The sequence below is a fragment of the Polyangium sp. 15x6 genome, assembly GCF_029960785.1.
Taxonomy (GTDB): Bacteria; Myxococcota_A; Polyangia; order Polyangiales; family Polyangiaceae; genus Polyangium.
In genome coordinates, this window is record NZ_JASBQE010000100.1 from 20,247 (window position 1) to 43,369 (window position 23,123).

General features: G+C 68.3%; 18 protein-coding genes. 9 read left to right on the forward strand and 9 right to left on the reverse strand.

The features are described from left to right. The first annotated feature begins 65 nt into the window (after positions 1-65). Entirely contained in the window at positions 66-656 is a 591-nt protein-coding gene (locus tag QHF83_RS42990) for a DUF4274 domain-containing protein (protein WP_282423904.1), read from the forward strand. 24 nt (positions 657-680) lie between these two features. Here the strand turns inward: QHF83_RS42990 and QHF83_RS42995 are convergent, their stop codons facing one another. Then, entirely contained in the window at positions 681-4,127 is a 3,447-nt protein-coding gene (locus tag QHF83_RS42995; protein WP_282423905.1) for a BRCT domain-containing protein, read from the reverse strand. Positions 4,128-4,231: 104 nt separating this feature from the next. On the opposite strand from QHF83_RS42995, the gene QHF83_RS43000 reads away from it, so the two are divergent. Together QHF83_RS43000 and QHF83_RS43005 are read left to right on the forward strand one after the other, a co-directional pair. After that, complete coding sequence (locus QHF83_RS43000; RefSeq protein ID WP_282423906.1) at positions 4,232-4,954, forward strand: hypothetical protein; 723 nt, start codon at positions 4,232-4,234, stop codon at positions 4,952-4,954. After that, positions 4,951-5,970 carry a site-2 protease family protein gene (locus QHF83_RS43005; protein ID WP_282423907.1) on the forward strand — a complete coding sequence of 340 codons (1,020 nt, stop codon included), beginning with the start codon at positions 4,951-4,953 and terminating at the stop codon, positions 5,968-5,970. The genes QHF83_RS43000 and QHF83_RS43005 overlap by 4 nt, the downstream gene beginning before the upstream one ends. Positions 5,971-5,973: 3 nt before the next feature. Here QHF83_RS43005 and QHF83_RS43010 read toward each other — a convergent pair whose 3' ends face one another. Next, complete coding sequence (locus QHF83_RS43010) at positions 5,974-8,397, reverse strand: hypothetical protein (RefSeq protein WP_282423908.1); 2,424 nt, start codon at positions 8,395-8,397, stop codon at positions 5,974-5,976. A gap of 223 nt (positions 8,398-8,620) precedes the next feature. On the opposite strand from QHF83_RS43010, the gene QHF83_RS43015 reads away from it, so the two are divergent. After that, entirely contained in the window at positions 8,621-9,508 is an 888-nt protein-coding gene (locus QHF83_RS43015) for a LysR family transcriptional regulator (protein ID WP_282423909.1), read from the forward strand. Between the two features lie 112 nt (positions 9,509-9,620). Here QHF83_RS43015 and QHF83_RS43020 read toward each other — a convergent pair whose 3' ends face one another. Continuing rightward, positions 9,621-10,970 carry a nucleobase:cation symporter-2 family protein gene (locus QHF83_RS43020; RefSeq protein ID WP_282423910.1) on the reverse strand — a complete coding sequence of 450 codons (1,350 nt, stop codon included), beginning with the start codon at positions 10,968-10,970 and terminating at the stop codon, positions 9,621-9,623. 80 nt (positions 10,971-11,050) lie between these two features. Continuing rightward, on the reverse strand, positions 11,051-12,475 hold the full coding sequence (locus QHF83_RS43025; protein ID WP_282423911.1) for a S28 family serine protease: 1,425 nt from the start codon (positions 12,473-12,475) through the stop codon (positions 11,051-11,053). Positions 12,476-12,735: 260 nt separating this feature from the next. On the opposite strand from QHF83_RS43025, the gene QHF83_RS43030 reads away from it, so the two are divergent. Then, a complete protein-coding gene (locus tag QHF83_RS43030; RefSeq protein WP_282423912.1) occupies positions 12,736-14,307 on the forward strand; it encodes a benzoate-CoA ligase family protein in 1,572 nt (523 codons plus the stop codon). On the opposite strand, the gene QHF83_RS43035 is transcribed toward QHF83_RS43030, so the two are convergent. From QHF83_RS43035 to QHF83_RS43045, 3 genes are all read right to left on the reverse strand, one after another. Next, positions 14,286-14,888, reverse strand: a complete 603-nt coding sequence (locus QHF83_RS43035) for a TetR/AcrR family transcriptional regulator (RefSeq protein WP_282423913.1) — start codon at positions 14,886-14,888, stop codon at positions 14,286-14,288. The genes QHF83_RS43030 and QHF83_RS43035 overlap by 22 nt on opposite strands. Continuing rightward, positions 14,885-16,216 carry a cytochrome P450 gene (locus QHF83_RS43040; protein WP_282423914.1) on the reverse strand — a complete coding sequence of 444 codons (1,332 nt, stop codon included), beginning with the start codon at positions 16,214-16,216 and terminating at the stop codon, positions 14,885-14,887. Before QHF83_RS43040 ends, QHF83_RS43035 begins: the two co-directional genes overlap by 4 nt. 113 nt (positions 16,217-16,329) lie before the next feature. After that, positions 16,330-17,109 (reverse strand): hypothetical protein, encoded by a 780-nt coding sequence (locus QHF83_RS43045; RefSeq protein WP_282423915.1) that lies wholly within the window; start codon positions 17,107-17,109, stop codon positions 16,330-16,332. 53 nt (positions 17,110-17,162) lie between these two features. Here QHF83_RS43045 and QHF83_RS43050 point away from each other — a divergent pair, with 53 nt between their 5' ends. Next, complete coding sequence (locus tag QHF83_RS43050) at positions 17,163-17,996, forward strand: AAC(3) family N-acetyltransferase (protein ID WP_282423916.1); 834 nt, start codon at positions 17,163-17,165, stop codon at positions 17,994-17,996. Here the strand turns inward: QHF83_RS43050 and QHF83_RS43055 are convergent. Continuing rightward, positions 17,972-18,487: a GNAT family N-acetyltransferase gene (locus QHF83_RS43055; protein ID WP_282423917.1), complete on the reverse strand. Its 516-nt coding sequence runs from the start codon at positions 18,485-18,487 to the stop codon at positions 17,972-17,974. The genes QHF83_RS43050 and QHF83_RS43055 overlap by 25 nt on opposite strands. A 63-nt stretch (positions 18,488-18,550) precedes the next feature. Between QHF83_RS43055 and QHF83_RS43060 the strand changes: the two genes are divergently transcribed. The 3 genes from QHF83_RS43060 to QHF83_RS43070 all read left to right on the forward strand — a co-directional run bounded on the left by QHF83_RS43060 (position 18,551) and on the right by QHF83_RS43070 (position 22,096). Then, entirely contained in the window at positions 18,551-19,180 is a 630-nt protein-coding gene (locus QHF83_RS43060; protein WP_282423918.1) for a hypothetical protein, read from the forward strand. 52 nt (positions 19,181-19,232) lie between these two features. Next, the gene (locus QHF83_RS43065) at positions 19,233-20,363 is read left to right on the forward strand and encodes a hypothetical protein (protein WP_282423919.1); all 1,131 of its coding nucleotides are present in this window, start codon (positions 19,233-19,235) and stop codon (positions 20,361-20,363) included. Between the two features lie 140 nt (positions 20,364-20,503). After that, the gene (locus tag QHF83_RS43070; RefSeq protein ID WP_282423920.1) at positions 20,504-22,096 is read left to right on the forward strand and encodes a carboxylesterase family protein; all 1,593 of its coding nucleotides are present in this window, start codon (positions 20,504-20,506) and stop codon (positions 22,094-22,096) included. 285 nt (positions 22,097-22,381) lie between these two features. On the opposite strand, the gene QHF83_RS43075 is transcribed toward QHF83_RS43070, so the two are convergent. Next, positions 22,382-22,507, reverse strand: a complete 126-nt coding sequence (locus tag QHF83_RS43075; protein WP_282423921.1) for a hypothetical protein — start codon at positions 22,505-22,507, stop codon at positions 22,382-22,384. Between the last annotated feature and the right edge of the window lie 616 nt (positions 22,508-23,123).

The window sequence follows — 23,123 nt, forward strand, 5'->3', positions numbered from 1 at the left end:
GTGTCCCCACTCCTCCAAGAATTCCGCTCGCGTCGACCGCTCGCTCGATCCATGGTGCCCGCCCCATGGCCACCCGCACAGCTCCAGCGAAGAAAACTTCCAAGCGTACACCCGCCGCGACGAAGAAGAAGAGCGCCGAGCGCACGGCATCCGCGAAATCGAAGCCGAAGCGCGCGCCCGCCGCGCAGAAAGCTCCCCCGACCCCCGAGCAGGCGGCGCTCGCCTTCGACGCGGTCGCGTACCTCCGCAACTGGCGAAATGGCTCGCGGGGCGTGCGGGCGCTGCTCAAGAATCCCCACTGCGACTATGGCACCGCGCTGATGCTCTACTGGCTGGGCACGCCCTACTTCGAGCGGCAATACGCCACCGATCGGGAGATCCCCGAGTTCGCGCGGGCAGACATCGCCCTGATGCGCGAGCTCGAGCAGCGCCTCCTCGCGCGCGACTTCGCCACCGCGGTGGTCGCCTTCAACCCGCGCCGCGACATGCACTGCGCCATCGATCCGCTCGACTGGGTGACGCCCAATCCGAACCATCCGCCGCTCTTGCGACCGCCCCCGCCCGCGGCGCTCATGGAGCCGAGCGTGCCCGATCCCGCGTGGGAAGCCGCGGGGCGCCCGTCGGGGCGCCCGGTCTGGCAACCCCAAAAGCCTTGACGCCGTCGCGCCCACGCCGCGGGCTCAGAACCCGTCGCGATCGGTCGCCTTCTGCAAGATTTCGAGCCCGCGATGCGGCGCGCCATTGATATCCTGCGGCATTTGTCGCAGGATATCGACCGTCGCCGCCCATAGGCCGCGCTCCGTCGTGGCAGACAGCAAGGGCCCGTTGCGATACGAGCGCATCCCCTTGCTGATCGCCATGAACGCCCGGTGCGCCCCGGCGAGGTCGCCGGCCGCGGCCATCACCGCCGAGACCTCTTCGAGTACGATGTCCGGATACCCCTCGCCTCGGGCCATCTCGATCGCTTGATCCAGCAGCGCGGTGCATTCGTCCGCGAGCCCGCCGCGGGAGGCGAGCGCCGCCATGCGCTGGAGCGGCTTGCGCTGCTGCTCCATTTGCTCGCGGGCGCGCGTGAACCACGCCATCCATTCCGGATGCGAAGGATCCAGCGAGCCGAGCACGCCGACGCGCACCTCGAACACGTCCAGCTTGTTCGGCGCGCCCTTTTCGAGCTTCGCCGCGATATCGAGCCGCCCGAGCGCCGCCGCTGCGCCGGCGAGGTGGCGCGGGAAGTCGAGGCTCTGCTTGCGTAGCTTCGGCGCCGCCTTGAGGATCGTCTCGAGGTGCTTGCCGGCTCGCTCCGGGGCCACACGCGCGAAGCCCAACAAATACTCTGCCGAGCTCGTGTACTTCGGCACGAGCTCCCCGGCGAGGGCCGCCTCGGCGCGGGCCGGCTCGCCGGCGGCCGCCATCGCAGCCGCCAGCCGGAGATGCTCCGCGGTGGTCGAAAGCCGATCGAACTCGGAGAGCCACGAAACGGCCGCGTCCCATTCTTTCAGCGCGATGAGCCTGGAGAGCCCGCGGCGGAGCAGCACGAATTCGTTGTGCGCGTCGCGCTCCTTCATCCGTGAAACGAGATATTTCAGCTCCGCCGCCGACGCGCGCGGGCAGATCGCCGAGAACGCGGCCGGCGTCTCGGTCCACGACGGTTGTTGTTCTCCGCTGGCCATCACGTCGATCGCCTCGCGGACCCGTCCGACCGCGGCCAGGGCCTCGGCGACCACGCGGCGGTTCTCGCTCACATTGGTCTCGGGATCGACCGTGGCAATCGCCGACGAAAGCAGTTTGTCGCCGCGGACCTTTTCGCCGAGCAGCACCCAGCCCGCGCCGATCATCGCCTGCGGCCGCGACGCGCTGCGCTCCTTCGCCTCTTTCTTCGTGAGGAGCTTCTCGGCCTCCTCGAGCCAGCGGCGCAAGATCTTCGTCTGCGCGCCCGTCAGCGGCGCCTCGCTCTTGCGCCACGCGAGCGCGGCCACGACCGTCTCGGCGCGTGCTCGAGCCGAATACCACGGATTGTGCCACCGCGGCCAGCCGTCCGTGCTGTCGAGCACAGCCACAGCGCGATCGAAGAAGCCGAGCACCATCACCCGCTCGGCAAAGTTCCGTTCATAATCGTCGCGGATATAACCGTTGCTGATCGCCTTGATGCTCTCCCCGACCAGCGCCGCGATGTCCTCGACCGAGCCTCCCGGCGGCGGCCATTTCACTTTTTGCGGCCGCGCCGGCGGCTTGCCCTTCTTGCCGAACTTGCGCTTGAACGACGCCGGCGCCGCGGGATCGGCCGCTGCCGCCGCCGCGTCCGGCCACACCTTCGCCTCGCCCCAGCGCCACGGCCACGCCCATTTGCGATCGATGACCCACGCGATCTTGGCGTCGATCTCGGCCACGCTGGCGCTCGCGTCGGGCGGCCCGATCACCACACCCTCGGGCAATGCCGCGGCCACACGCTCGCCGTCGAGCGGGAACGCCGGGTTCCAGTCCCAGGTCGATCCGAAATCGTCGCCGTCCTGCGCGAGGGGGCTCTCCCCGCTCGCCTCGACGGCCGGGCGGAACCGACCTAGCTCTGACCCGTCGTGTTCCAGGAAAAACCAAAGCCCCTTCGCCGTGCTGCTGACGAGCACGCCGTCGCCATACGCCACGCCGCCGCTCGGCGCGGCGATGTCGAGCCGTTTCACCGGCGCATCGCCGAACTCCCAGACTTGCAGCCGCTCACCCACCGAGATCGCCGCCGCGCGACCGTCGGGGCGCCACGAGAAGTGGTACGTCTCGTTCGTCTCATCGGTCCGCGGCACTGGCACGTCGGGGCTGTAGCGGTACGTGCCGCGATCGTAAATGAAGATCCCCGGCTCCGCGCTCCACTCGTTCTCGGGTTGCACGATCGCCGCGAGCCGCGAGCCGTCCCGCGAATAGAGCAGCGACTCGGCGCCGACGTGCATGGGCAGCTTCCCATTGGGCAGACCGGTGCTCGCGTCGTAATGGACGATGCCGGCCGGGTGCATCGCGAATTCGGTTCCGTCGGGGGAGAACGAGACCGGCGGGTGCGCCTCTTGCTCCCACAAGATCTTTCCGGTCTTCGCGTCGAGCGCGAAGACCTTCGACAAACCGCTGCAGCCGACGATGCGATCGGGGTGCGACCAATCGATGCCATCCAACGGGTGCAGGCGCGGCTCGGAGTGCGGATCGTTTGGGTTCGAACGGTCGCTCGATTGACACCAGCGCGGCGCAGGCCGCCGACCGACGAGCGGTACGATCGCCCCGAGCGCGAGGTTCGGGCCCCAGCAGGCGATGTAGACGTCTCGGTTGTTCGCGGACCACGCCCACGCCGGCGGCCGGTTCCACCCGTCGGTCACATAGGCGCACGAGTCGGGCTCGCCGGACTTGCCGAACGGGTCGAAGCTGCCGACCCCGTTGGTGTCGAACGCGAGGCCGACGCGCTTTCCGTCGGGTCGCCATTGAATGCAGCCGGCATGATCGGGCCAGCCCACCCCGCCGCGCACGCGCAGCATGTTCACGCAGCGCCCGGCCCGCACGTCCCAGATTTGCAGCACGCCGCCGAGGTCGTAGTCGTCGCCGGTCCACGATCCGGTGGCGAGGAAACGCCCGTCGGGCGAGAGCTCGCTCCAGGCGATCTCGACGTCGTGCCCGTGCGCGTGCTGCAGCGTCGCGCGGGGTCGCAGCCGCTCCGTCGCGGCGCGGTGGGCCGCCGTGATCCCGTGCGCCGCTTCGTGGGCGTAGAGCACCTCGCGCAGGGCCGAAAAATCGCGGTCGGCCTCGAAATCGTCCCACGGCAGCGCCTCGATCGCGGCCGCGAGCGCCGGCCCGGGCGTCTTCGGATCGAGCGCCGCGAACGACGACGACGCGCGGCTCGAAGACGCCTTCGTCTTCTTCTTCGGACCGGCGAGCAAGGCCATCAGTTCGTCCTCGCCGTGCACCGTGATCCCGAGGCGCCCCGCCGCGTCGATCTTGCTGCCGGCTTTCTCGCCCGCGAACAGGACGTGCGTCGACTTGCCGACGCTGCTGCCGATCTTGGCCCCGAGCGCGGCGAGTTGCTTCTCCGCCTCGGCGCGCTTCAGCTTCGAAAAGGTACCGGTGAGGACGACGGTTTTCCCGCGGACATCGAGGGCCATGGCTCACGGATCTACACGTTTTCCCGCGCACGATCCATCGCTGGCGCACGCTCGATTGACTTCGCTCGCGTGTAACGCTCAACTCTGCCGATGGAGATCGGGGGATGACCGAAGCCACACTCGACACGAAGCCTGCGGAACCCGAAGCGCCGGCCGCGCCCGAAGCGCCCGCCAAGCTCGATTTCGAGCGCGCCGAGTTCGGCGAACCCGCGGCCACGCACGTGCAGTGCGGCATCTGCGCGTCGGCCATCACGACCGCGTACTATCAGCTCCTCGACAAGGTCCTGTGCAGCTCGTGTCGCGACGGCGTGCAGCGCTCCGTCGAGGATGCCCGGAGCGGCGCGGCCTTCGGAAAGGCCTTCCTCCAGGCCGGCGCCGTCGCCTTCGGCCTGGGCCTCGTGTACGCGCTCTTCGTCCACTTCACCCACATCCAGCTCGCGCTCGTGACGATCGGCATCGGCTTGCTCGTCGGGCGCACCGTGCAGCGCGTCACGCGCGGGTTCGGGAGCACGAGGCATCAGGTGCTCGCGGTGGTGCTCACGTACCTCGGGTCCGCGATGGGGTACCTCCCCGTGATCCTCGCTGAGCTGAACTCGGGCGACGGTGAATCGGCCGCGGGGGCCCTGGTCTTCGTCATCCGCTTCGTGGTCATCTCGCTCCTGACCCTGGCCGTGCCGATCCTCGACATCGCGAACGGCATCAGCGGCGTGCTCGGCGCGCTCATCATCTTCTTCGGTCTGCGCACCGCGTGGCAGGCGTCGCGAGGCGTCGGCGGCCCCGTCGCCATCAGCGGCCCGTATCAGGTCAACGCGAGCCCGAGCCCGTGAACCACGCCGTCTCGCGCTGCGCAGCCTGCGGAGTCGAGCTCGCCCCGGGCATGCTCGCTTGCCCCGCCTGCCACAAGCTCGTGCACAGCGCGCGCCTCGCGGCGCTGGCCACGGATGGCGAGGCCGCCGAGCGCGAAGGCCGCTTCACCGACGCCCTCACGCACTGGCGCGAGGCGCTCGGCCTCTTGCCCCCGGGCAGCACGCAGCACCGCGTGGTCGGCGAGACGATCCGCCGCATCAGCCTGGCCCTCGAAAAGGCTGGCAACACGCCGAAGCCGCAGGGCGGCCGCGCGACCGCGGTGGCGGGCCTCGGCGCGCTCGCGCTCGTCGCGTGGAACCTCAAATACTTCCTGCTCTCGCTTCTCGGAAAGGCGAAGCTGCTCGTCTCGGGGCTCGCGTCGCTTCCGACGCTGCTCTCGATGTTCGCGTGGCTCGCGCTCGATCGATCCCGCGGGCTCTCGTTCGCGCTCGGGCTCGTGGCCTCGATCTACGTGCACGAGATGGGGCACGTCGCGGCGCTTCGACTCTATGGAATCCAGGCGACCGCGCCGATGTTCGTACCGGGCCTCGGCGCCCTCGTGCGAATGCGGCAGTATCCGATCGACGCCCGCGAGGACGCGCGGGTCGGGCTCGCGGGGCCCGTGTGGGGATGCGCGGCGGCGGCGGTCGCGCTCGCGGCGGGGCTCGTCCTGAAGGAGCCCACGATGCTCGCGGTGGCGAGCGTCGGCGCGACGATCAACGTCTTCAACCTGGTCCCGGTCTGGCAGCTCGACGGCGCGCGCGGCTTCCGGGCGCTCGATACGCGGCAGCGCGGGATCGTGTTGACCATCGCCGCGGTCACTGCGCTGCTCTCGGACAACGTGATGGGCTGGATCGTGTGCGCGGCGGGAAGCTTGCGGATCAAACGAGATTTGCCGGCGGCGGGAGATTCGCGTGCGTTTCGCACGTTCGCCGGGCTCCTCGTCGCCTTGTCGGCGATCGCGTGGGCGGCCGGGAAGGCCGCCCCGCCGGGCTGAGCATCAGAAGCAGAACACCTTGCAGAGGACCTCGCCCACGTCGTCCACGACGTCGGTCACGTCGCTGCCCACGTCGTTTGCCAGGTCCTCGAGGTCCGACACGCCGCCCTCGAACCAGCCCAGGGTCGAATCGAGCGTCGAATTCACGATCGACCCGGCCGTCGCGGTCCAGTTCGTGACCTCGGCGGCAGCATTCTCGGCCGTGGATATGAGCGCGGTGCTGGCCGTCCCGGCGACCCCCCCGAGCTTCGAGCCGATCTCCGTGGTGGTTCCATGCAGCCAAACCGTCGACTCCCGCGCGGCCTCCCGCGTCCACACCACCGCGACGCCCGCGTGATGGCTGATCACGATACGGCCGTCGTTCACCGCGTCGACGAGGCCGACGCGGACGTCCTTGGTCCAGTCGATTTGCCACGCGTGGAGGTTGTAAGCCATGGTCAGGAGCGACTGGTTCCAGCCGACGACCCAGCCCTTCAGGGAATTGAACGGGGCGACGACATCGGTGCCCTTCACGTAGACGGAGACGCCGACCGGGACGACCACGAGCGGGACGCTGAAACCATATTGCCCGTCCTTGCCATACTTGAGCTCGCCGTACAGGCCCACGCCCGCCGACAGGTTGAGCGACGCGGTCGTGCCGGAGGGATCACCCACGCCCGTCGTGAGGACGACGAGGTTCGATTCGAAGCCCATCGCGACGCCGTCGTCCGTGAACATCGCGCCGGCCTGGCCGGAGCCGATCTCCACGGAGCTATACCCGAGCGCGTTCTGCGAGGAGCTCGAGAGGAGCGAGCCCGAGTAGGTCATGCCATAGCGTGACGACTCGAAATCACCCGAGAACGTGCCCACCGAATACGTGCGCCCCTCGGGGAGGCCTTGACGAGCAGCGTCGAGCTCGGCCGCCTCGACCGTCGCGCCCACGTTCGACACGAGATCGGAGACCGTCGCGAGCAAGCCCGCCTGCTGCGTGACGCTGAGCGTCTCCCAGAAGTCCGTGCCGACGCCGAAATTGTATCCGGCCGTGCGCAGCGCCTCGGCGATCACGAAGGGGTCGGCCACGACGAACCCATTGCCGCCCGGCAGCTCGACGACGAGCAGGAGATCCGGGGCGCCGTCGGCGTCGACGTCCTGATACACGAACTTCATGGTCGGCGCCGGGACGTCGTCGAGGGCGTGCGTGAGGGCGAGGCGCGGGCCTTCGAGGGTCGTGTTCTCCTTCGCGGCGAACGCGAAGTTGAGGTACGGCGTGTACTTGGCGCGGATGAGGACGAGCGTGACCTTGCCGTTCGTGTCCGCGTTGATGAAATCGACGAGCGCGTCGCTGGTGAACGAGACGGTCTTGCCCACGTCGGTGCGCTTCACCGTGAATTGCCCGAGCGAATCGACCTCCGAGTTCCGGACGCCGTCGGACGAGCTGTCGATTTCGTTCGAGAACGTCGCGTCGTTCGCCGTCGCCTCGTCGAAGCTCTCGGACGCCGCGCCGTCACGGATCCCGAAGACGGCGAAGTTCAAGCTCTCCGGGATCGTGCCGACGTCCTGGAAGTAATTCGCGACGTCGAGGCTCATCGTGGCCTTTTCGACCTTGGTCCCGGGCGTCATCTCGAAACGAACCACGCCCTTGCGTGTATTGGCGTGCGTGCCGCCGTTGTTCTTCACGAGGATGTTGCTCTCGGCCCCGTGGACCGTCGCATCCCCGTACCGAGCATAGGTGTCCGCGGCGGCGCCGAGCGTCTCCTCGGCCTGAATGAAAAGGCGCGGCCCGCTCAGGGTCGTGTGCTCCTTCGAGGCGAACGCCGTGTCGAAGCTGTTGCTCCGGAGGACACGCGTGATGATGAGCGTGATCACGCCGTCGTTATCGGCGTTGATGAAGTCGACCAGGGCCGCGCTCGAGAACCGCACGGTCTTGTTGAGGTCGGCCTGCGTGAGCGTGATCGTCCCGAGCGGGTCTTTCGCGGTCGTGGCGGGGTTACCGTCGAAGACGCCGGCCGCGGACGTGTTCACGCCCACGGCGGTATTGGTGATGACGCCGAAGAAATTCGACCACTTGGCCGACTCCTCCTCGACGTCTTCCATGGATCCCGAAGCCTCGGCGAGGCCCCAGATCCGGAAGTCGCAGGAGAGCGCCTCGTCGAACCTGGAGAGGTCGAGGTAAAGCGCCGCATCCGTGGCCTTGTCGGTCGGGTTGATCTGGAACCGCATGACGGCCGACACCGCGTTGTACGATTGGTCCGTGCTGGTGTTGCGCTTCATCTTGACGACGAGCTCGGTCGAGCCGCCGTAAGGGCCCGCGCTCTCGAGGTCCACGTGGGTGTCGTCGGTCGGCGTGACGACGGTGGCGCGGGCGATCGCCGCGTTCCCGACGAACGCGAGCGCAAATGCGATGCATCGCAAGAGGAAGGTCCTGAAGTGGTCGTGGCAGTGGTTCACGGTGCCTCCGAATGTCGACGAGGCGGCGCCTCCGCCTCACGGAGTCGAAGGTAGCTCGCTGCAAAAACCCCACAATGGCCAGGGTTCGCCACGACATGTCCACGTGTGGACACCCTCGAAATGGGGATGGCCGAGCCGCGTCGTTCGATGGTAAGCTCGATCGAGCGATGGGGGCATGGCATGGCCAATCTCGGCCACCCGGTGCTCCGGAAACGAACATCCCATGGACCTCGAAGAGCTCCGAGCCTTCCTCGCGGTGGCCGAGGCCGGCTCGTTCCTGGCCGCGGCGACGTCCCTCCACATGCCGCGCGCGACCTTGCGCCGGAGGATCGATCAGCTCGAAGCGCGCGCCGGCGTGCCCCTCGTCGATCGGACGAGGGACGGCGTCTCCCTCACCGAGGCGGGAAAACTCCTGGCGGCGCGCGGGCGGCTGATGGTGCAGGAGTCGAACGCGCTCCTGCAATCGGTCCGCGAGGCTGGATCCGAGCCGGCCGGCGTGCTTCGTATCCTCTTGCCCGTGGGTTTGCCCCCGCAGGTCCTCCTCCACGTGCACGGCATCGCGCGCAAGTACCCGCGCCTCGCCTTCCGGCTGCATTTCAGTGATAATCCCGTCGGGGGTCTCATGGAAAACGTGGACCTCGCCCTCCATTTCGGCGACACGAGCCCCTCGGGGCCGTGGGTCTCACGCGAGCTCATGCGCGTCCGCATATGGCTGGTCGCGTCGCGTGAATACCTGGCACGGCGCGGGACGCCGCGATCCATCGAGGAGCTAGCGAATCACGATTTGCTCGCCTGGGAGGCTCCGGGCGAGGATGGGCGATCGTGGCCGCTGCTCCGCGGCGGCACGTTCCCGGTCGCGCCGATCGTCACGGCGCAAGACATTCACGTGATCCGGCTGCTCGCAGTCGCCGGGCGCGGAATCGCGCTCGCCCCCGACCCCGGAATCCCTGATGACGGAGTCCCCGCGGGCACGATCGTCCCGGTTCTGCCCGACGTCGTGGGCCGGGAGATCGGATTCCGCGTGGTCGTGCCGGCCGTGCTCTCCGAGATCCCGCGCATCAAGGCGATGCTCGATCTGCTGGAGCCATTTCTCGGAAAACTGGGCCTGTAGAACATGCATTCCCGTTGCCGTTCGTTCCCCCGCGCCCTTGCCGCCCTGCCCGCCGCCGCGCTCACGCTCGCCGCCGCGACGGAGGCGCGCGCCGATGGTCGGCGACGGCGTTTCACGGGCCCCGGGAATCGGCGTGAGCGGCGTCTTTTGAGGATTCGCCCCCGCGGGCGAACACCGCGTGGAGCAGGATGCCGGTCACGCTGCCGGCCGTGATGCCGCTTTGCAGGATTACCTGGAGCCACGGGGGCAAACTTCGCCAGAAATTCGGAGCGCCGAGCGGGATGAGGCCCACGGCGAGCGTCGCCGCGACGATCAATCCATTCATGCGCCCTTGCTCGCTGTCGAAATCGACCCGCGACAGCGTGCGCAGCCCGCTCGCGGCCACCTGCCCGAACATGAGCAGCCCCGCCCCGCCGAGCACGGGCGCCGGAATCGCCGCGACGAGTGCCGAGAGCTTCGGCAAGAGGCCGAGCACGACGAGGATCAGGCCCGCCGCCGCGACGACCCAGCGGCTCCGCACGCGCGAGAGCGCCACGAGGCCCACGTTCTGCGCATACGCCGTGTACGGAAATGCATTGAGCACGCCGCCGAGCATCGTGGACAAACCATCGGCGCGCAGGCCCCGCGCGAGCGCTTCGGGCGTCAAGGGCCTTCCCGTGAGCTCGCCGAGCGCCACGAAATCCCCCGTCGATTCCACCATGACGACCAGCATGACGAGGGCCATCGAGGCCACCGCCCCCGGATCGAAATGCGGGAGCCCGAAGGCGAACGGCGTGGTCACGGCGATCCATTGCGCCTCGCGCACGCCCGCGAGATCGAACTTGCCGAGCGCCGCCGCGATGAGCGTGCCCGACACGAGCCCGAGCAGCACGGCCACGCCTTGCCAGAATCCCCTGAGCACGCGTTTGTAAAGAAGAACCAGCGCGAACGTGGTGAACGCGAGCGCGAGCGCCGCCGGCGCGCCGAAATTGGGGGACGACGGATCCCCGCCGCCCGCCCAGCGCACGGCGACGGGGAGCAAGGAAATGCCGATGAGCGTGATGATGCTGCCCGTCACGACCGGCGGGAAAAACCGGAGCAATCGCGCGAAAAACGGCGCGACGAGCAAGGTCAGCGCGCCGGCCGCGATGACGGCGCCGTACACGGAAGGGAGGCCGCCCGTCTTGCCAATGAGGATCATCGGACCGACGGCGGCGAACGTGCACCCCTGGATGACCGGCAATCGCACGCCGAAGCCCGGAAAGCCCACGGTCTGCACGAGCGTCGCGAGGCCGCAGGTGAAGAGGTCGGCGCCGATCAGATAGACGAGCTCTTCCCGCGAGAGGCCGAGGGCGCCGGCGACGATGAGCGGCACCGCGACGGCGCCGGCGTACATGGCGAGCACGTGCTGGAGGCCATACGCGAGGAGGCGCGGCAAGGGCAGCCACGCGTCGACGGGATCGGGGGCGCTTTGCGAGGCCATGGCCGAGGATCGCCCCGCGCGGCCGCGGACGCAAGACCCGGTCAAGCGTACGCGCGGCCGTGATGGCTCGACAATCGTCCTCAGCGCAGCTGCAAGCGGAAGCGCGCCCCCGGGCCCTCGTCTTCCTCGACCTCCGGCGCGAGCGGCGCGGCGGTCCGGCCAAGCGCTGGGTTGAAGGGCACGTCGGCCCAATCGAAGATGCGGCTCATTGCGTGCAATCGCTCGTTCTCGGGCAGCTCTTCGATCCCCACGCCGTGATGCCCGTCGGGCACGAAGTACCGGAAGGAGTCGTTCTTCGCCCGGGCCTCGAACGGGTTGGTGCTCCAAGGATCGTTTTCACCATAGATGAAGAGCATCCGCTCGCCGCGCGCCCACGTCCGCGCTTCGATTCGCGCCATGAGGCCGTAGTCGAACGGGATCGTCACCGGCACGGGCGTCAGGTTTTTCGCTTGGTCCTGCCCCGGATACCGCAGCAGATCCTTCAAGGGGGCCTCGTCGAAACGCGGATGGCCGAGCTGGGTGGCCGACTGGTAGAAATAGGGCCCGTAGTGCACGTTGATGGTCTCGTCGTCGTAGTTGAACGGGGCGCCGAGGTAGTCGACGTAGAAGTGAAGCAGCTCCTCGTCGCTCGCGTCCGGCGCTGGGAGATGAGGTTCGCAGAAATCCACGGGGCAGAACTGCCAGTAGAAGAACGAGGCCTCGACGACGCCGAACTCGAAGGCCCGGTCGGCCCCCACGATATCGTACGTGAGGCCCCACTCGGCCATCTCCGCCACCATCATCGGCACGATCTGCTCACGCCGGGCCAGAAGGGCGCGCTGGTATGCGATCAACCTCGCCCGCATCGCCGGGTCCCCCACCTGACGGATGAAGGTGACGTACCGCGGATCGCTCGGCGAATAGGTGGACGGCGACACGAACGCGACCGTGCCGTCCACGTCGTCCGGGTAGTAGTAGCGATGATAGATCGAGGTCATGCCGCCCTTGCTGCTGGCGCCGGAGATCCAGCGGCCTGAATAGACGGGCCTGAACGCCTGCACGATCCGGTGGTGATCACCAGCGGCCTGCTCGATATCGAGGTGCTCGTACGTCGGGCCCGGGGGCACGGATTCGCCGTAGTAGCGGTGCTCGGCGTAGAGCTGATTGGCCTGGAGCATCTCCGTGACCTCGCCCTGGATCACTCTCCGCGTGTTCACCGCATACCCGCTGGGGAGGAACGACGTGGGCGCGTCGAAGGAGCGGTGCAGGAGGGCGATTTTCTGGGTGAAGCGCGGGCCGTCCGGGTCATGGTGGTCCACGGGCTGCTCGAACTTGAGCACGAAGAAGCGCGTGCCCGGGATGGTCGAAGGATTCTCGCTGACCACCGTGAGCCCGGGGATCGATGCGAGCTCGGCGAGGACCTCGTCCGTCACGGCCGCCTGCGCAGCGGCGACGGATTCGTCCGGCGAAAGGCCCTCTCCGGTGCCGCACGCGGCGACGCCGAAAGCGAGGAGGGTCGATATCACGGGAAAGCTACGATTTTGCCACATGTCCATGCTTTCATATTGGCAATCGCCGTGCCGGGCACCACGCCTTGCAGCAACGCCATGCCCGCGGGAGCCTCCGATCCCCGTGCACATGTCGAGCAACCGGCTTGCGCAAATCGCGCAAACGGGCCGTCGACGTCGCGCGATTCGTGCAGACGAGGGACGTGCCGTGCCGGCTCTGACGCAGCGCATGAATCGCCGAGCAAGCGGGGCGCGATCCGTGATACGCTCCCGTCACGATGTCCGCGCCCTCCCCTGCCCTCACGTTCCCACGCGTGTACAACGCAGCCGAGCATTTCATCGATCGGCACCTCGCCGAGGGGCGCGGCGACAAGACCGCGGTCATCGACCATCGAGGCGCTGTCACCTACGCGGAGCTCGCCGAACGCGTGAACCGCGCGGGCAACGCGCTCCGCGGGCTCGGCGTCCGGATGGAGGAGCGGGTGCTCTTGTGCCTGCTCGACGGCCGCGATTTCCCCGCCGTCTTTTTCGGAGCGATGAAGATCGGCGCCGTGCCGGTGCCCGTGAACACGTTGCTCCAGCCCGACGATTACGCGTACCTGCTCGACGACAGCCGCGCCCGCGTGCTCGTCCTCTCGTCCTCGCTCTATCCGAAATTCGAGCCGCTCCTCGAGAAGGCGCGTTTCCTCCAGCACGTCGTGCTCGTGGACGCGGACGACGAGGCCTCCGGAAAACACGCGCACCTCGGCCCGCTCCTCCGCGCCGCCGAACCCACGCTCGCGGCCGCGCCGACGACGCCGGACGACGTGGCCTTCTGGCTCTATTCGTCCGGCTCGACCGGCCGGCCGAAAGGCGCGGTGCACCTGCATTCCCACCTCCAGCAGACCGCCGTGCTTTATGGCGAGCGTGTGCTCGGGATCACCCCCGACGACGTGGTCTTCTCGGCGGCGAAATCGTTCTTCGCGTACGGCCTCGGCAATGGGATCACCTTCCCGTTCCATGCCGGCGCGACGGCCGTCTACCAGCCCGACCGCGCGACGCCCGACACCGTGATGCGCGTGCTCCGCGAAAAACGCCCCACCATTTTCTATGGCGTTCCCACGCTCTACGCCTCGATCCTCGCCGATCCCAGAAACAACCGCGAGACCGGCTCCGATCGCCTCCGCGTCTGCGTCTCCGCGGGCGAGGCCTTGCCCAAGGAGATCGGCGAAAAATGGCTTCTGCGCTTCGGGGCGCACATCCTCGATGGGATCGGCTCCACCGAAATGCTGCACATCTTCATGAGCAATCGGCTTCACGACGTGCGCTACGGGACCTCGGGCCGCCCCGTCCCCGGCTACGACGTGAAGCTCGTCGACGATGCGGGCGAGCCCGTGCCCGACGGCGAGGACGGCTCGCTCTGGGTGCGCGGGCCGTCGAGCTGCGTGGCCTACTGGAACCAGCGGCAAAAGAGCCTCGACACGTTCCACGGCGCCTGGACCCGCACGGGCGACCGGTACGTGCGCGACGCCGAGGGTTATTTCACGTATGCAGGGCGAAGCGACGACATGCTCAAGGTGTCGGGGATCTGGGTCTCGCCGTTCGAGGTCGAGAGCGCCCTCACCGCCCACGAGGCCGTGCTCGAGGCCGCAGTCGTGGGCCACGCCGACGAGGCGAAGCTCGTCAAGCCGAAGGCCTTCGTGGTGCTGAAGCGGCCGGACGAAGCGTCGCCGGCGCTCGCGGATGCGCTGAAGGATTTCGTGAAGGGGCGGCTCGCGCCCTACAAATACCCGCGCTGGATCGAGTTCGTGCGCGAGCTGCCGAAGACGGCGACGGGGAAGATCCAGCGTTACAAGCTGCGGGAGGGATGAGGTCTCGCGCGGATCCCGTCCAGCAAGAGCGCCTTGCAATGGGCGAATCCCTCGGGAAAACTCATCCCGAGCGCGGCGAGGACGTCCGGGCGAAGGATGTTCTGCACGTTGTTGATGGCGATGCGGACGATGAAGTCCTCGGGCACGTCGGGCCGGAAGACGCCCGCGCGTTTGCCCGCGGAAAAGAGCGCGCGCGAGCGCGTGTGGACGACCTTGCTCCGCCATTGATCGACGCGCGCCCAGAGCGAAGGCGCGTCGCGCTGCAGATCGGTGAGCAGCGGACCACGCGCCTCTTCGTAGCCGCCGGCGACGATGCGCATGAACCGCTCGAGTTTGTCCTCGAAGCCCAAGCTCGCGTCGTCGAGCACGGCCGCGAGCGCGGCGTCGATCGCAATGAACACGGCGTCGATGACCGCCTCGCAGAGCTCCTCCTTGCTCGCGAAATGGCGGTAGAGCGTCTTTTTGCTCATGGCGAGCTCGCTCGCGATCTCGTCCATGGTGACGCGGCCGAACCCGTGCGCGAAAAAGAGACGGCGCGCGACGGCGAGGATGCGGCCGCGCGCCTCCACCTCGGCCGTCACGCGACGGCCCGCTGCACGGGCCCGAGGTACCGGAGCGGCGCGCCCTCGGACGGACCCAGGGTCACGTTGCGGCGCACGACGTGCGGCGGCTCGGCCGAGAGCACCTGGAAGCGGTGCGCCGAGAGGAGCGTGCCGAGCACGATCTTCATCTCGTAGAGCGCGAACGCCGCCCCGAGGCAACGCCGCGCGCCGCCCCCGAACGGCAGATACTCGAACGGCGTGAATTTGCGCTCCAGGAATCGCTCGGGCCGGAACACCTCGGCGTCGGGGTACAGCGCCGGGTGATTGTGCACGAGCACGATCGCCGCCATCACGGCGACCCCGGGCGGGAGCTCCCGACCGCGGAAGGTGAACGGCGCGAGCAGCTTGCGCGAGACCATCGCGACGACCGGATGCAGCCGCAAGGCCTCGTCGCAGACGGCCGAGAGATAAGGCAATTTGACGAGCGCCTCGGGCGCCGGGGACGGGCCGAGCTCGCGGATCTCGGCGAGGAGCCGGTCTCGAATGCGCGAGTTTCGATGAATGCCGTCGAGCGCCCAAGCCATGCCAATGGCCGTCGTCTCGTGGCCGGCGATGAGCATGGTGCGCAGCTCGTCGTCGATTTCCTCGTCGGACATCGGCCGGCCCTCCTCGTCGCGCACCGAGAGCAGGAGGCTCAGGATGTCGTCGCGGACCTCGCCGCTCTTGCGCCGGGCCGCCATCTCCTCGGCGATGAGGGCGTGGAAACGCGCGGTGTACTGCTGGAAACGCGCCCAGGGGCCGAGGCCGCCGAAGGAGCGGCGCAATGGCTCGATCATCATGAGCGGCGGCGTGTACGCCTCGATGTAGCCGACGATCGCCTCGCGGAAGAGCGCCACGCGCGCCGGATCCCGCACCCCGAAGACGGCCTCGATGATGACCTCGAGCGAGATCTCCTGGGTGAGATCCTGCGCCTTGAACCTCGCGCCCGCGGAGAGCTCGGACGCCTTGCGCAGCGTGATGTCCGCCATGAGGTCGCCGTACGCGCGCATGCGATCGCCGTGGAATGGCGGGGTGAGCAGCTTGCGCTCGCGGCGATGGCGCGCGCCGTCGAGCAGGAGCATCGAATGCCGACCGACCACGGGTTCGAGCGGGAGATTCGCGAACGGGGTGAAGAGGGACGGATCCGCGGTGAAGATCTCGCGGATCCCCTCGGGCTCCCCCGTGACGACGACGTTCCCCATGGGCAACCGGAGCGTGAACGGGTCGCCGTAACGGCCGACGCTGTCGAGGAAAAATTCCTTCGTATTGCGGGCGAGCTTGAACGCCTGGAGCGCGGGGAAACGAGGACCGGCAGGCAAGGTGTGCATCGAAACCTCCGTGGGAACTCAGGAAACTATATCGGTTTCCTCGGTTTCCTGCAAGCGCCAAGAACGTGCTTCGGGTTACGTAGGCCCGCCCTCTGCTTTCGCTCCCGAACCGCCTACGTCCTCCCCAGCACGAGGTCCACGACCCAGCAACCGCGCGCATGCCCCGCTTTGCTCCGGCCGTGGACGAGAATCGATTTCTCGTTACATCCAGCGTCCGCGAGGGCATCGGCGAGCACGACGAGCCGATCGAATGCTTTGTCGTCATGGATTGCGCGAGCCAAGGCCACCACCTCCGGGGTGCGCCACGCGGGCTCGGCCACGATCGGACGAAAAGGGTTTCCGAAGATGCATCGCAGGAGGTCGGCCTGGGCGCGCTCCTCGGCGAGCCGACTCGTGAAAAACCCGCTGCCCGATGGCCCCTCCCCGGGGTTCATGAGGGCCGCCCATGCCAGATGTGCATTCGAGGCGGCATAATACGCGGCCTTCGGGGCCTCCGCCCAGAGGGCCATCCCGCCCAGAGCAAGCGCTTCATGGGTCGGAAGGAGGGCTTCGTGTTCGGCGCCCCGAGACGCTCTCCATCGACCCTCCATGGCGTCGAGACGCGCGCGAACCTGCGCGGCGGCCCGCTCCCGCTCCTCGCTCGTCGCCTCCCCGTCGGCGAACCGCTCGGCGACCTCCACGGCCGCGCGAGCAAGCGGATCCGGCAAGAGATGGCGGATGCGATGATAACAAGCGCAAGCGAACAGCCGCAATTTGCGATCGCTGACCTTGCAGTCCGGGAAGGCCTCCAGGGCTTGAATCCGTGGGAAATTCGTCCCGAGGAGGAACCGCAACATCCGGCTCGGCTCGATGCCGCCGCACCATTCCTCCTCCGTCATCTCCACGTTCCACATGTCAGCACGTTTTTTACAGTGTATGATGTGCCTCGTCCACCACGACGCTGCCCATGTACCCGACGACGCCGCTGCAGAGCCCCACCGACCTCGTGCGAGACCTGAAACAGCTCGGGATTCGCGCGGGCGACACATTGATGATCCACGCCTCGCTTCGCGCCATCGGGGCTGTCGAAGGCGGCGCGCGCGGCGTCCTCGACGCCCTCGACGAGGCCGTCGGCGCGACCGGAACGTTGATGATGGTCCTCGGCGCGCGTGACGACTGGGCCTGGGTGAACGAGCTCCCCGAGCACGAGCGCGCCGCGCATCTGGAGAACGCCGAGCCCTTCGACAGCCTGCACACGCCCGCGGATCCGGACGTCGGTTACCTCGCCGAAGCGCTCCGCCAGCGCCCCGGCACGCAGGTGTCGGATCATCCCGAGGGGCGATTCGGCGCTCGCGGCGCGCGGGCCGCCGAGCTCCTCCGTGATCCGCCTTGGCACGATTACTTCGGTCCCGGCTCGCCGCTCGAAAGGTTATGTGAGCTCGGCGGACGCGTGCTCCGCCTCGGCGCCGACTTCAATACGACCACCGTGCTGCACTGGGCCGAGTATCTCGTGGAGCTGCCGGACAAACGCCGGGTACGTCGACACCGTCGCGTCGCCGGGAGCCCGGCGCCCGAGATCCGCCATGTCGATTGCCTCGACGACAGCGACGGGATCGTCGAATGGCCCGGCGAGGATTATTTCGCCCTCATCTTGCGAGCGTATCTGGAGACGGGCCGCGCGCGCGTCGGGACCGTGGGCCGGGCGCGGAGCGAGCTCCTCGAAGCCGCGGACCTCGTGCGCTTCGGCGTGGCCTGGATGAGCAGCCATTTCGCGCCTCAAGCGAGCGTGAGACGCATGTGAATGCGCAAATTCCAGTCGATACCATGTTCACGTTGCGCTTCGGTCACCGCGCGCATCTCCGGGGACCATTCTTCCGGCGGGACCACGACGAACCCGTGACGTGCGTACCAGGGCATGTTCCAGGCGACATCCGATTGCGTGTTCAGCACGAGGGTCCGCTCGCCCGCCGCGCGGGCCCGCGTGATCGAATCTCGCAAGAGCGCCGTCCCGATGCCGAGACGCCCGTGCGAGGGCAAGACGCTCACCTGCCCGAGGCAGAGCTCCGCGCCGAGCCGCGTGACGAGGAGCCAGCCGACGACCTCGCCGTCCACCTCGGCCACGGTGATTCGCCCTGCCTCCACGGCTCGCTGGGCCACGTCGAGCGGGATGGTCTCCCCGTCGAGGAACGACGTATGCCCCGTCGCGCGAAAACGCTCGTCCGCCGCGCGCTCGATGCTTCCGAGCACGGGGATGTCTTCGACGCGCGCCGGCCGCAGGACGAACGAGCTCACGGCCGAGCTCTATCACACCTTCGCGAATCGGGAACTCCGCGCGCCCCGTGGACTCCCTCTCCCATGGTTCGTGTTCTCGCCTGCGCCGTTTCGATGATGCTTCCGGCGCTCGGGCTCGCCTGCAGCTCGACGCGCCCACCCGTCGAGCCGCCGCCCCCCGCCGCCTCGGCGCCCGCCCCGACCGAAGATCCGCCTCCGCCCGTGACGCCCCGCGCGCCTGTCTCGACCGCCGATTGCCCCTTCCACTGGACGCCTCACGAGATCGGCGCGAGCGTGCTCCGGTTGCCGGCCGAATACGGCGGTCGATTCATGAATCCGCTCTACGACGCGGCTTGCGCCTGCGTGCGCCCCGGGGAAGCCGTGTACATCGTCGCCCGCATCGTCCCCGAGCGCGGGACGATCGAGGCCGTGACGGGCGATCGCGAAGACCTCCCGACACACGCCGATCCGAGCATCGACGCCTGCTTCGCCGCCGTGCTCGGGGCGACGACCTTCGAGCCGTTCGAGGTCGGCAGCGACGTCGTCTGCCCCGAAGAGCCTCCGCCGCCGCCCAGCAAAGGCCCCCCGTTCTTCCGCCCTCCGCGCCTGGCGAATTGCCCCGCGCGCGGCGAGCAGACCTCGAAAATCGTCTATCCGCTCCTCGTGGACCGCCGCAAAGAGGCGCCCACGCCCGCGCCGGCCGAGGGCCCGTAAAAAGACATCCTTTCTCGTCCGCTGCGCGCCCGTGAACTGCTAGAAGTCCCTCGTGCTCTCGGTCGTGAATTTCGTTCGTCTGGTGAAAATCGCCGCGTGGGCGGTGTTCCTCCTCGTCTTCCCGCCCATCGCCTTTGCGAACGGGATGTACGCGGCGACCGTCCTCCTCGCGGTGCTGGGCCTCCTCCTCGACGTGACGGCGCTCGGAGAGCTCCTGCCCCCATCGACACAGCCGAAGGTGCGCCGCGGCGTCGTCGCGACCCTGGCGCTCCTGCACATTTCGCTCCTCGTCCTGTCCGTCGTCCGCCTCGTGTCTCCGCGTTACGGCGCGTGGCAACGCATCGCAGGGACCGACGAATGGAACAATCCCGCGCTGGTACGTCCCGAGCACGGGCCGCTGCTCGCCGTGGGGGGCCGCGGAGACGTCTTTTCGCTCGGCAAAGAGGGCAGGTTCGTCCCGGTGTCCGACATCGCGGGCCCTGTGTACGTGGTCGGCGCGGGGGCGCATCGCGCGTGGTTCGTCGACGTCGAGGGCAAGTTCGCGTGGGGCTACGACGGTGCGTCCCTCGAAAAGGTCCCGCTCGGGTGGGGCGCCTCCACGCGGATGCCCGAGGGCGCCGCGCTCGACGACGCGTTTTTCGTCGTTCACTCCCGCGGGCTCGTGCGCGTGGAGCGTGACGGCCATCATAGCAACGTGCTCGACGGCGCATCGATCACGGGCGTCGCCACCGATGGATCACGCGTCATCGCGGTGGGCTCTCACGTCTTCGTCAGCGAGGACGGCGGACGGCATTTCGACAATCGCGGGGCGACCGGGCTCCAGGCTCCCTCGGTGTACGCGGGCGGAGATTCCTATTACCTCGTGCAAGGCGGGATCATGTCCTCGCGGCTCTTCGTGAGCGAGGCGGGCGGGCGCCTCGAAGAACGAAAGGCGCCGGTGCGCGACATTCGTGTCCTCGCGGTGGATCCGCACAACGGCCGGCGTGTATGGGTCGGGACCTGGGGCGAAGGGATCTGGCGCTCCGAGGACGCAGGGCGAACCTTCCAGGATCTCGAGCTCGAAGGGCTCGAGGTGCAATCCCTGGTGGTCGATTTCGCGAAGAAGGAGGCGGGCCCCGAAGCGTGGGTCGCCGCGACGAACCTCGCGACGCCGAGCGGCGTGTTTCATCACGCAGCACGCTGACCCCACGGGCGAAGGCCGGCCGTGGGACGAGGGCTTGCGGGGGCCCGACCGCGGAAACATGAATCCGCTTGGCGACACGTCATCGGCGGCCTTTCGCGGGGGGCTCTGGTATGCGGCGGTTTTCTTCCATCATCGCGGCGATGGCCGTTGTTTGCGGCGCCCACGTCTCGGCGGCGGCCGACCCGATGGTGGTCCGGATCGAGGGCGGAACGATCCACGGCAAGACGGAAGGCGAGGTCCAGGCCTGGAAAGGCATTCCTTTCGCCGCGCCGCCGGTCGGCGCGCTCCGCTGGCGGGCGCCACAATCGGTAAAACCCTGGAAAAACGTCCTCGAAACATCGGCCTTCCGGCCCGATTGCATGCAAACCGAAGACGTGGCGAACATCTCGGAGGATTGCCTCTATCTCAATGTCTTCCGTCCGGCCGCGCGCACGGAAAAACCCTTGCCCGTCATGGTCTGGGTGTACGGCGGCGCCCTCGTCCGGGGCGGCGCTTCGCTTTATCCGGGCGAGGGGCTCGCGCGGCAGGGCGTCTTGGTCGTGACCTTCAACTATCGCCTCGGCCGGCTCGGGTTCTTCGCGCACCCGGCGCTCGCGCGCGAGGCGCCGAACGAGCCGCGCGGCAATTACGGCTTCCTGGATCAGATCGCGGCGCTCCGATGGGTGCGACGGAACATCGCCGCCTTCGGCGGAGATCCGAACAAGGTGACGATTTTCGGCGAATCCGCCGGCGGCGGCTCCGTCCTCGTCCAGATGACCTCGCCGATGTCGCGTGGCCTGTTCCACCAGGCCATCGTGCAATCCGCCGGCCTTCCGACCGCGCGCGCCGCGGCGATGCCTCTCCGGGAGCTCTCGGCGGCCGAAAAGATCGCCGTCGATTACGCATCGGCTCTGGGCATCGGCGGTGCGGACGCGGCGGCGCTCGCGGCGCTTCGCTCGGTCCCTGCCGAGAAGCTCGTCGCGGGCAGCGATAGCAACGCGGTCCTCTGGGAATTGTCGGGTGGTCCCGAGGTGCCCGGCGTCGCGGGCGCAATGCGCGACGGTCGCCTCGTCGTCGAATCCCCCGAGGCGGCAATGCGCGCCGGCCGGCAAGCGAAGATCCCGGTCCTTTCGGGCGCCACCGATCACGACCTCGCCACGGGAAATGCACGAACCAAGGAGGAGCTGTGGAGCTTCTTCGGCCCGCTCTCCACACGGGCGCGGAAGCTGTACGATCCAGACGGCAATGCTGAGCTCTCCGCGCTCGTCCAGGACGTCCATGCCGACCGGGTGATGGTCGAGCCTTCGCGTCACCTGGCGGAAGCAATGACCCGGGCTGGACAACCCGCCTATTTCTACCGTTTCTCCTACGTCGCGGAATCGCGCCGCACTCAGGTCCCGGGCGCCCCCCATGCCACCGACCTCGCGTTCACGTTCCATCTCCCGTCGAGAATCGCAGGGGACCAGACGACATACGCGGATTGGGCGATGGCGCAGACGCTGAGCAGCTACTGGGTCGCTTTCGCGAAGACCGGCAATCCGAACAGCGCGGGTCGCCTCGTGTGGCAAACGTACGACCCCCGACGACGCGATGTGCTGAATTTCACGAACGACGGCGTCGTCTTCGGGCCGGATCCGCTGAGGGCTCGCCTCGATCTGTGGAAGGGGGTGTTCCAGGACACGCCTGCGGCCGTGATTTCGGTGAGACGCCCCGCATCCCCCGGACGGCCGGTCAACGCGCCCGCGCGGCGGTGATCCACTCGCTCCTCCCGGGTCGCCTTCGAGCTCCGCGCCGAGCTCGGAACCGACCTCCGAGGTTACCTTCGAGCTCCGCGCCGAGCTCGGAACCGACCTCCGAGAACGGTTCCATCCCCACTGACCCGGCGTAACCCGCTCGATCCGCGTCCGGCTGACGACGGATCACCCCCGTTGACGCATGGTGGTGCCAGTTCGGATCCCGAGGCTGCCGTTTCGGCCACCCGGCTGGCGCGTGGTGGTGCCACTTCGGACGTTGCCGCCCTTTGGGGCTCAGGGGCAGACTCACGCGCGGGCCTTCTCGCGGTCCTCGTTCAAGGGGAGGTGGCTGCCGCCTCCTCCGGCGACGTTCTCGCCGCCACCATCGCGCATGAGGCGGCCGAGCGGCTCCTGGCTACCATCCCCAAGCATGACGAGAGGACGGCCGCCGCACGAACCATGCACGAAGCGGTGGGGAAGCTCCTCGCCAACCAACCCCCGCAAACCGGCACGAAATAGAAGCCGCAACCCCCCCGGGAGCGACCGCCCGGGGGGGTTTGGCCCGGAGCGCACCGCCACCGCCTTGCGCCTCCACGTCGTCCGCCTCCGCCACGGATTCCGGGGGCTCTGACTCGTCGCAACCCGCTAGATCCCGGTTCCGCTGACGACGGCTTGGCCCTGTTGGCGCGCCTTGGTGCCACTTCGGACCCCGTGGCCGCCCTTTGGGGCATCCCTGGAGCCGACCCGCGCACGACTCTCCTAGCTATGCTCGTGCAAGGCGACGGCTTCGAGGAAGTGAATTGGCGTGACGGTACGAAAGGCCCTCTTTCCGCGTCCTTTGCAGCGATCCGCGTACGACCGGCTGACGGACCGAAGGTGGTTCTCACACATCGAACCCCCCCGGCTTTGCCGGGGGATTGTTAGTTCTACTGCGGGACATTAGAATCAAGCAAGAGGGGTTGGCGCATGTTGGTGGCGTGGGATGGCGGCTCTCTACAGGAGGACCCGTGCATGACATCGCCGGTGCGGTGACAGAATGGGCACCGTG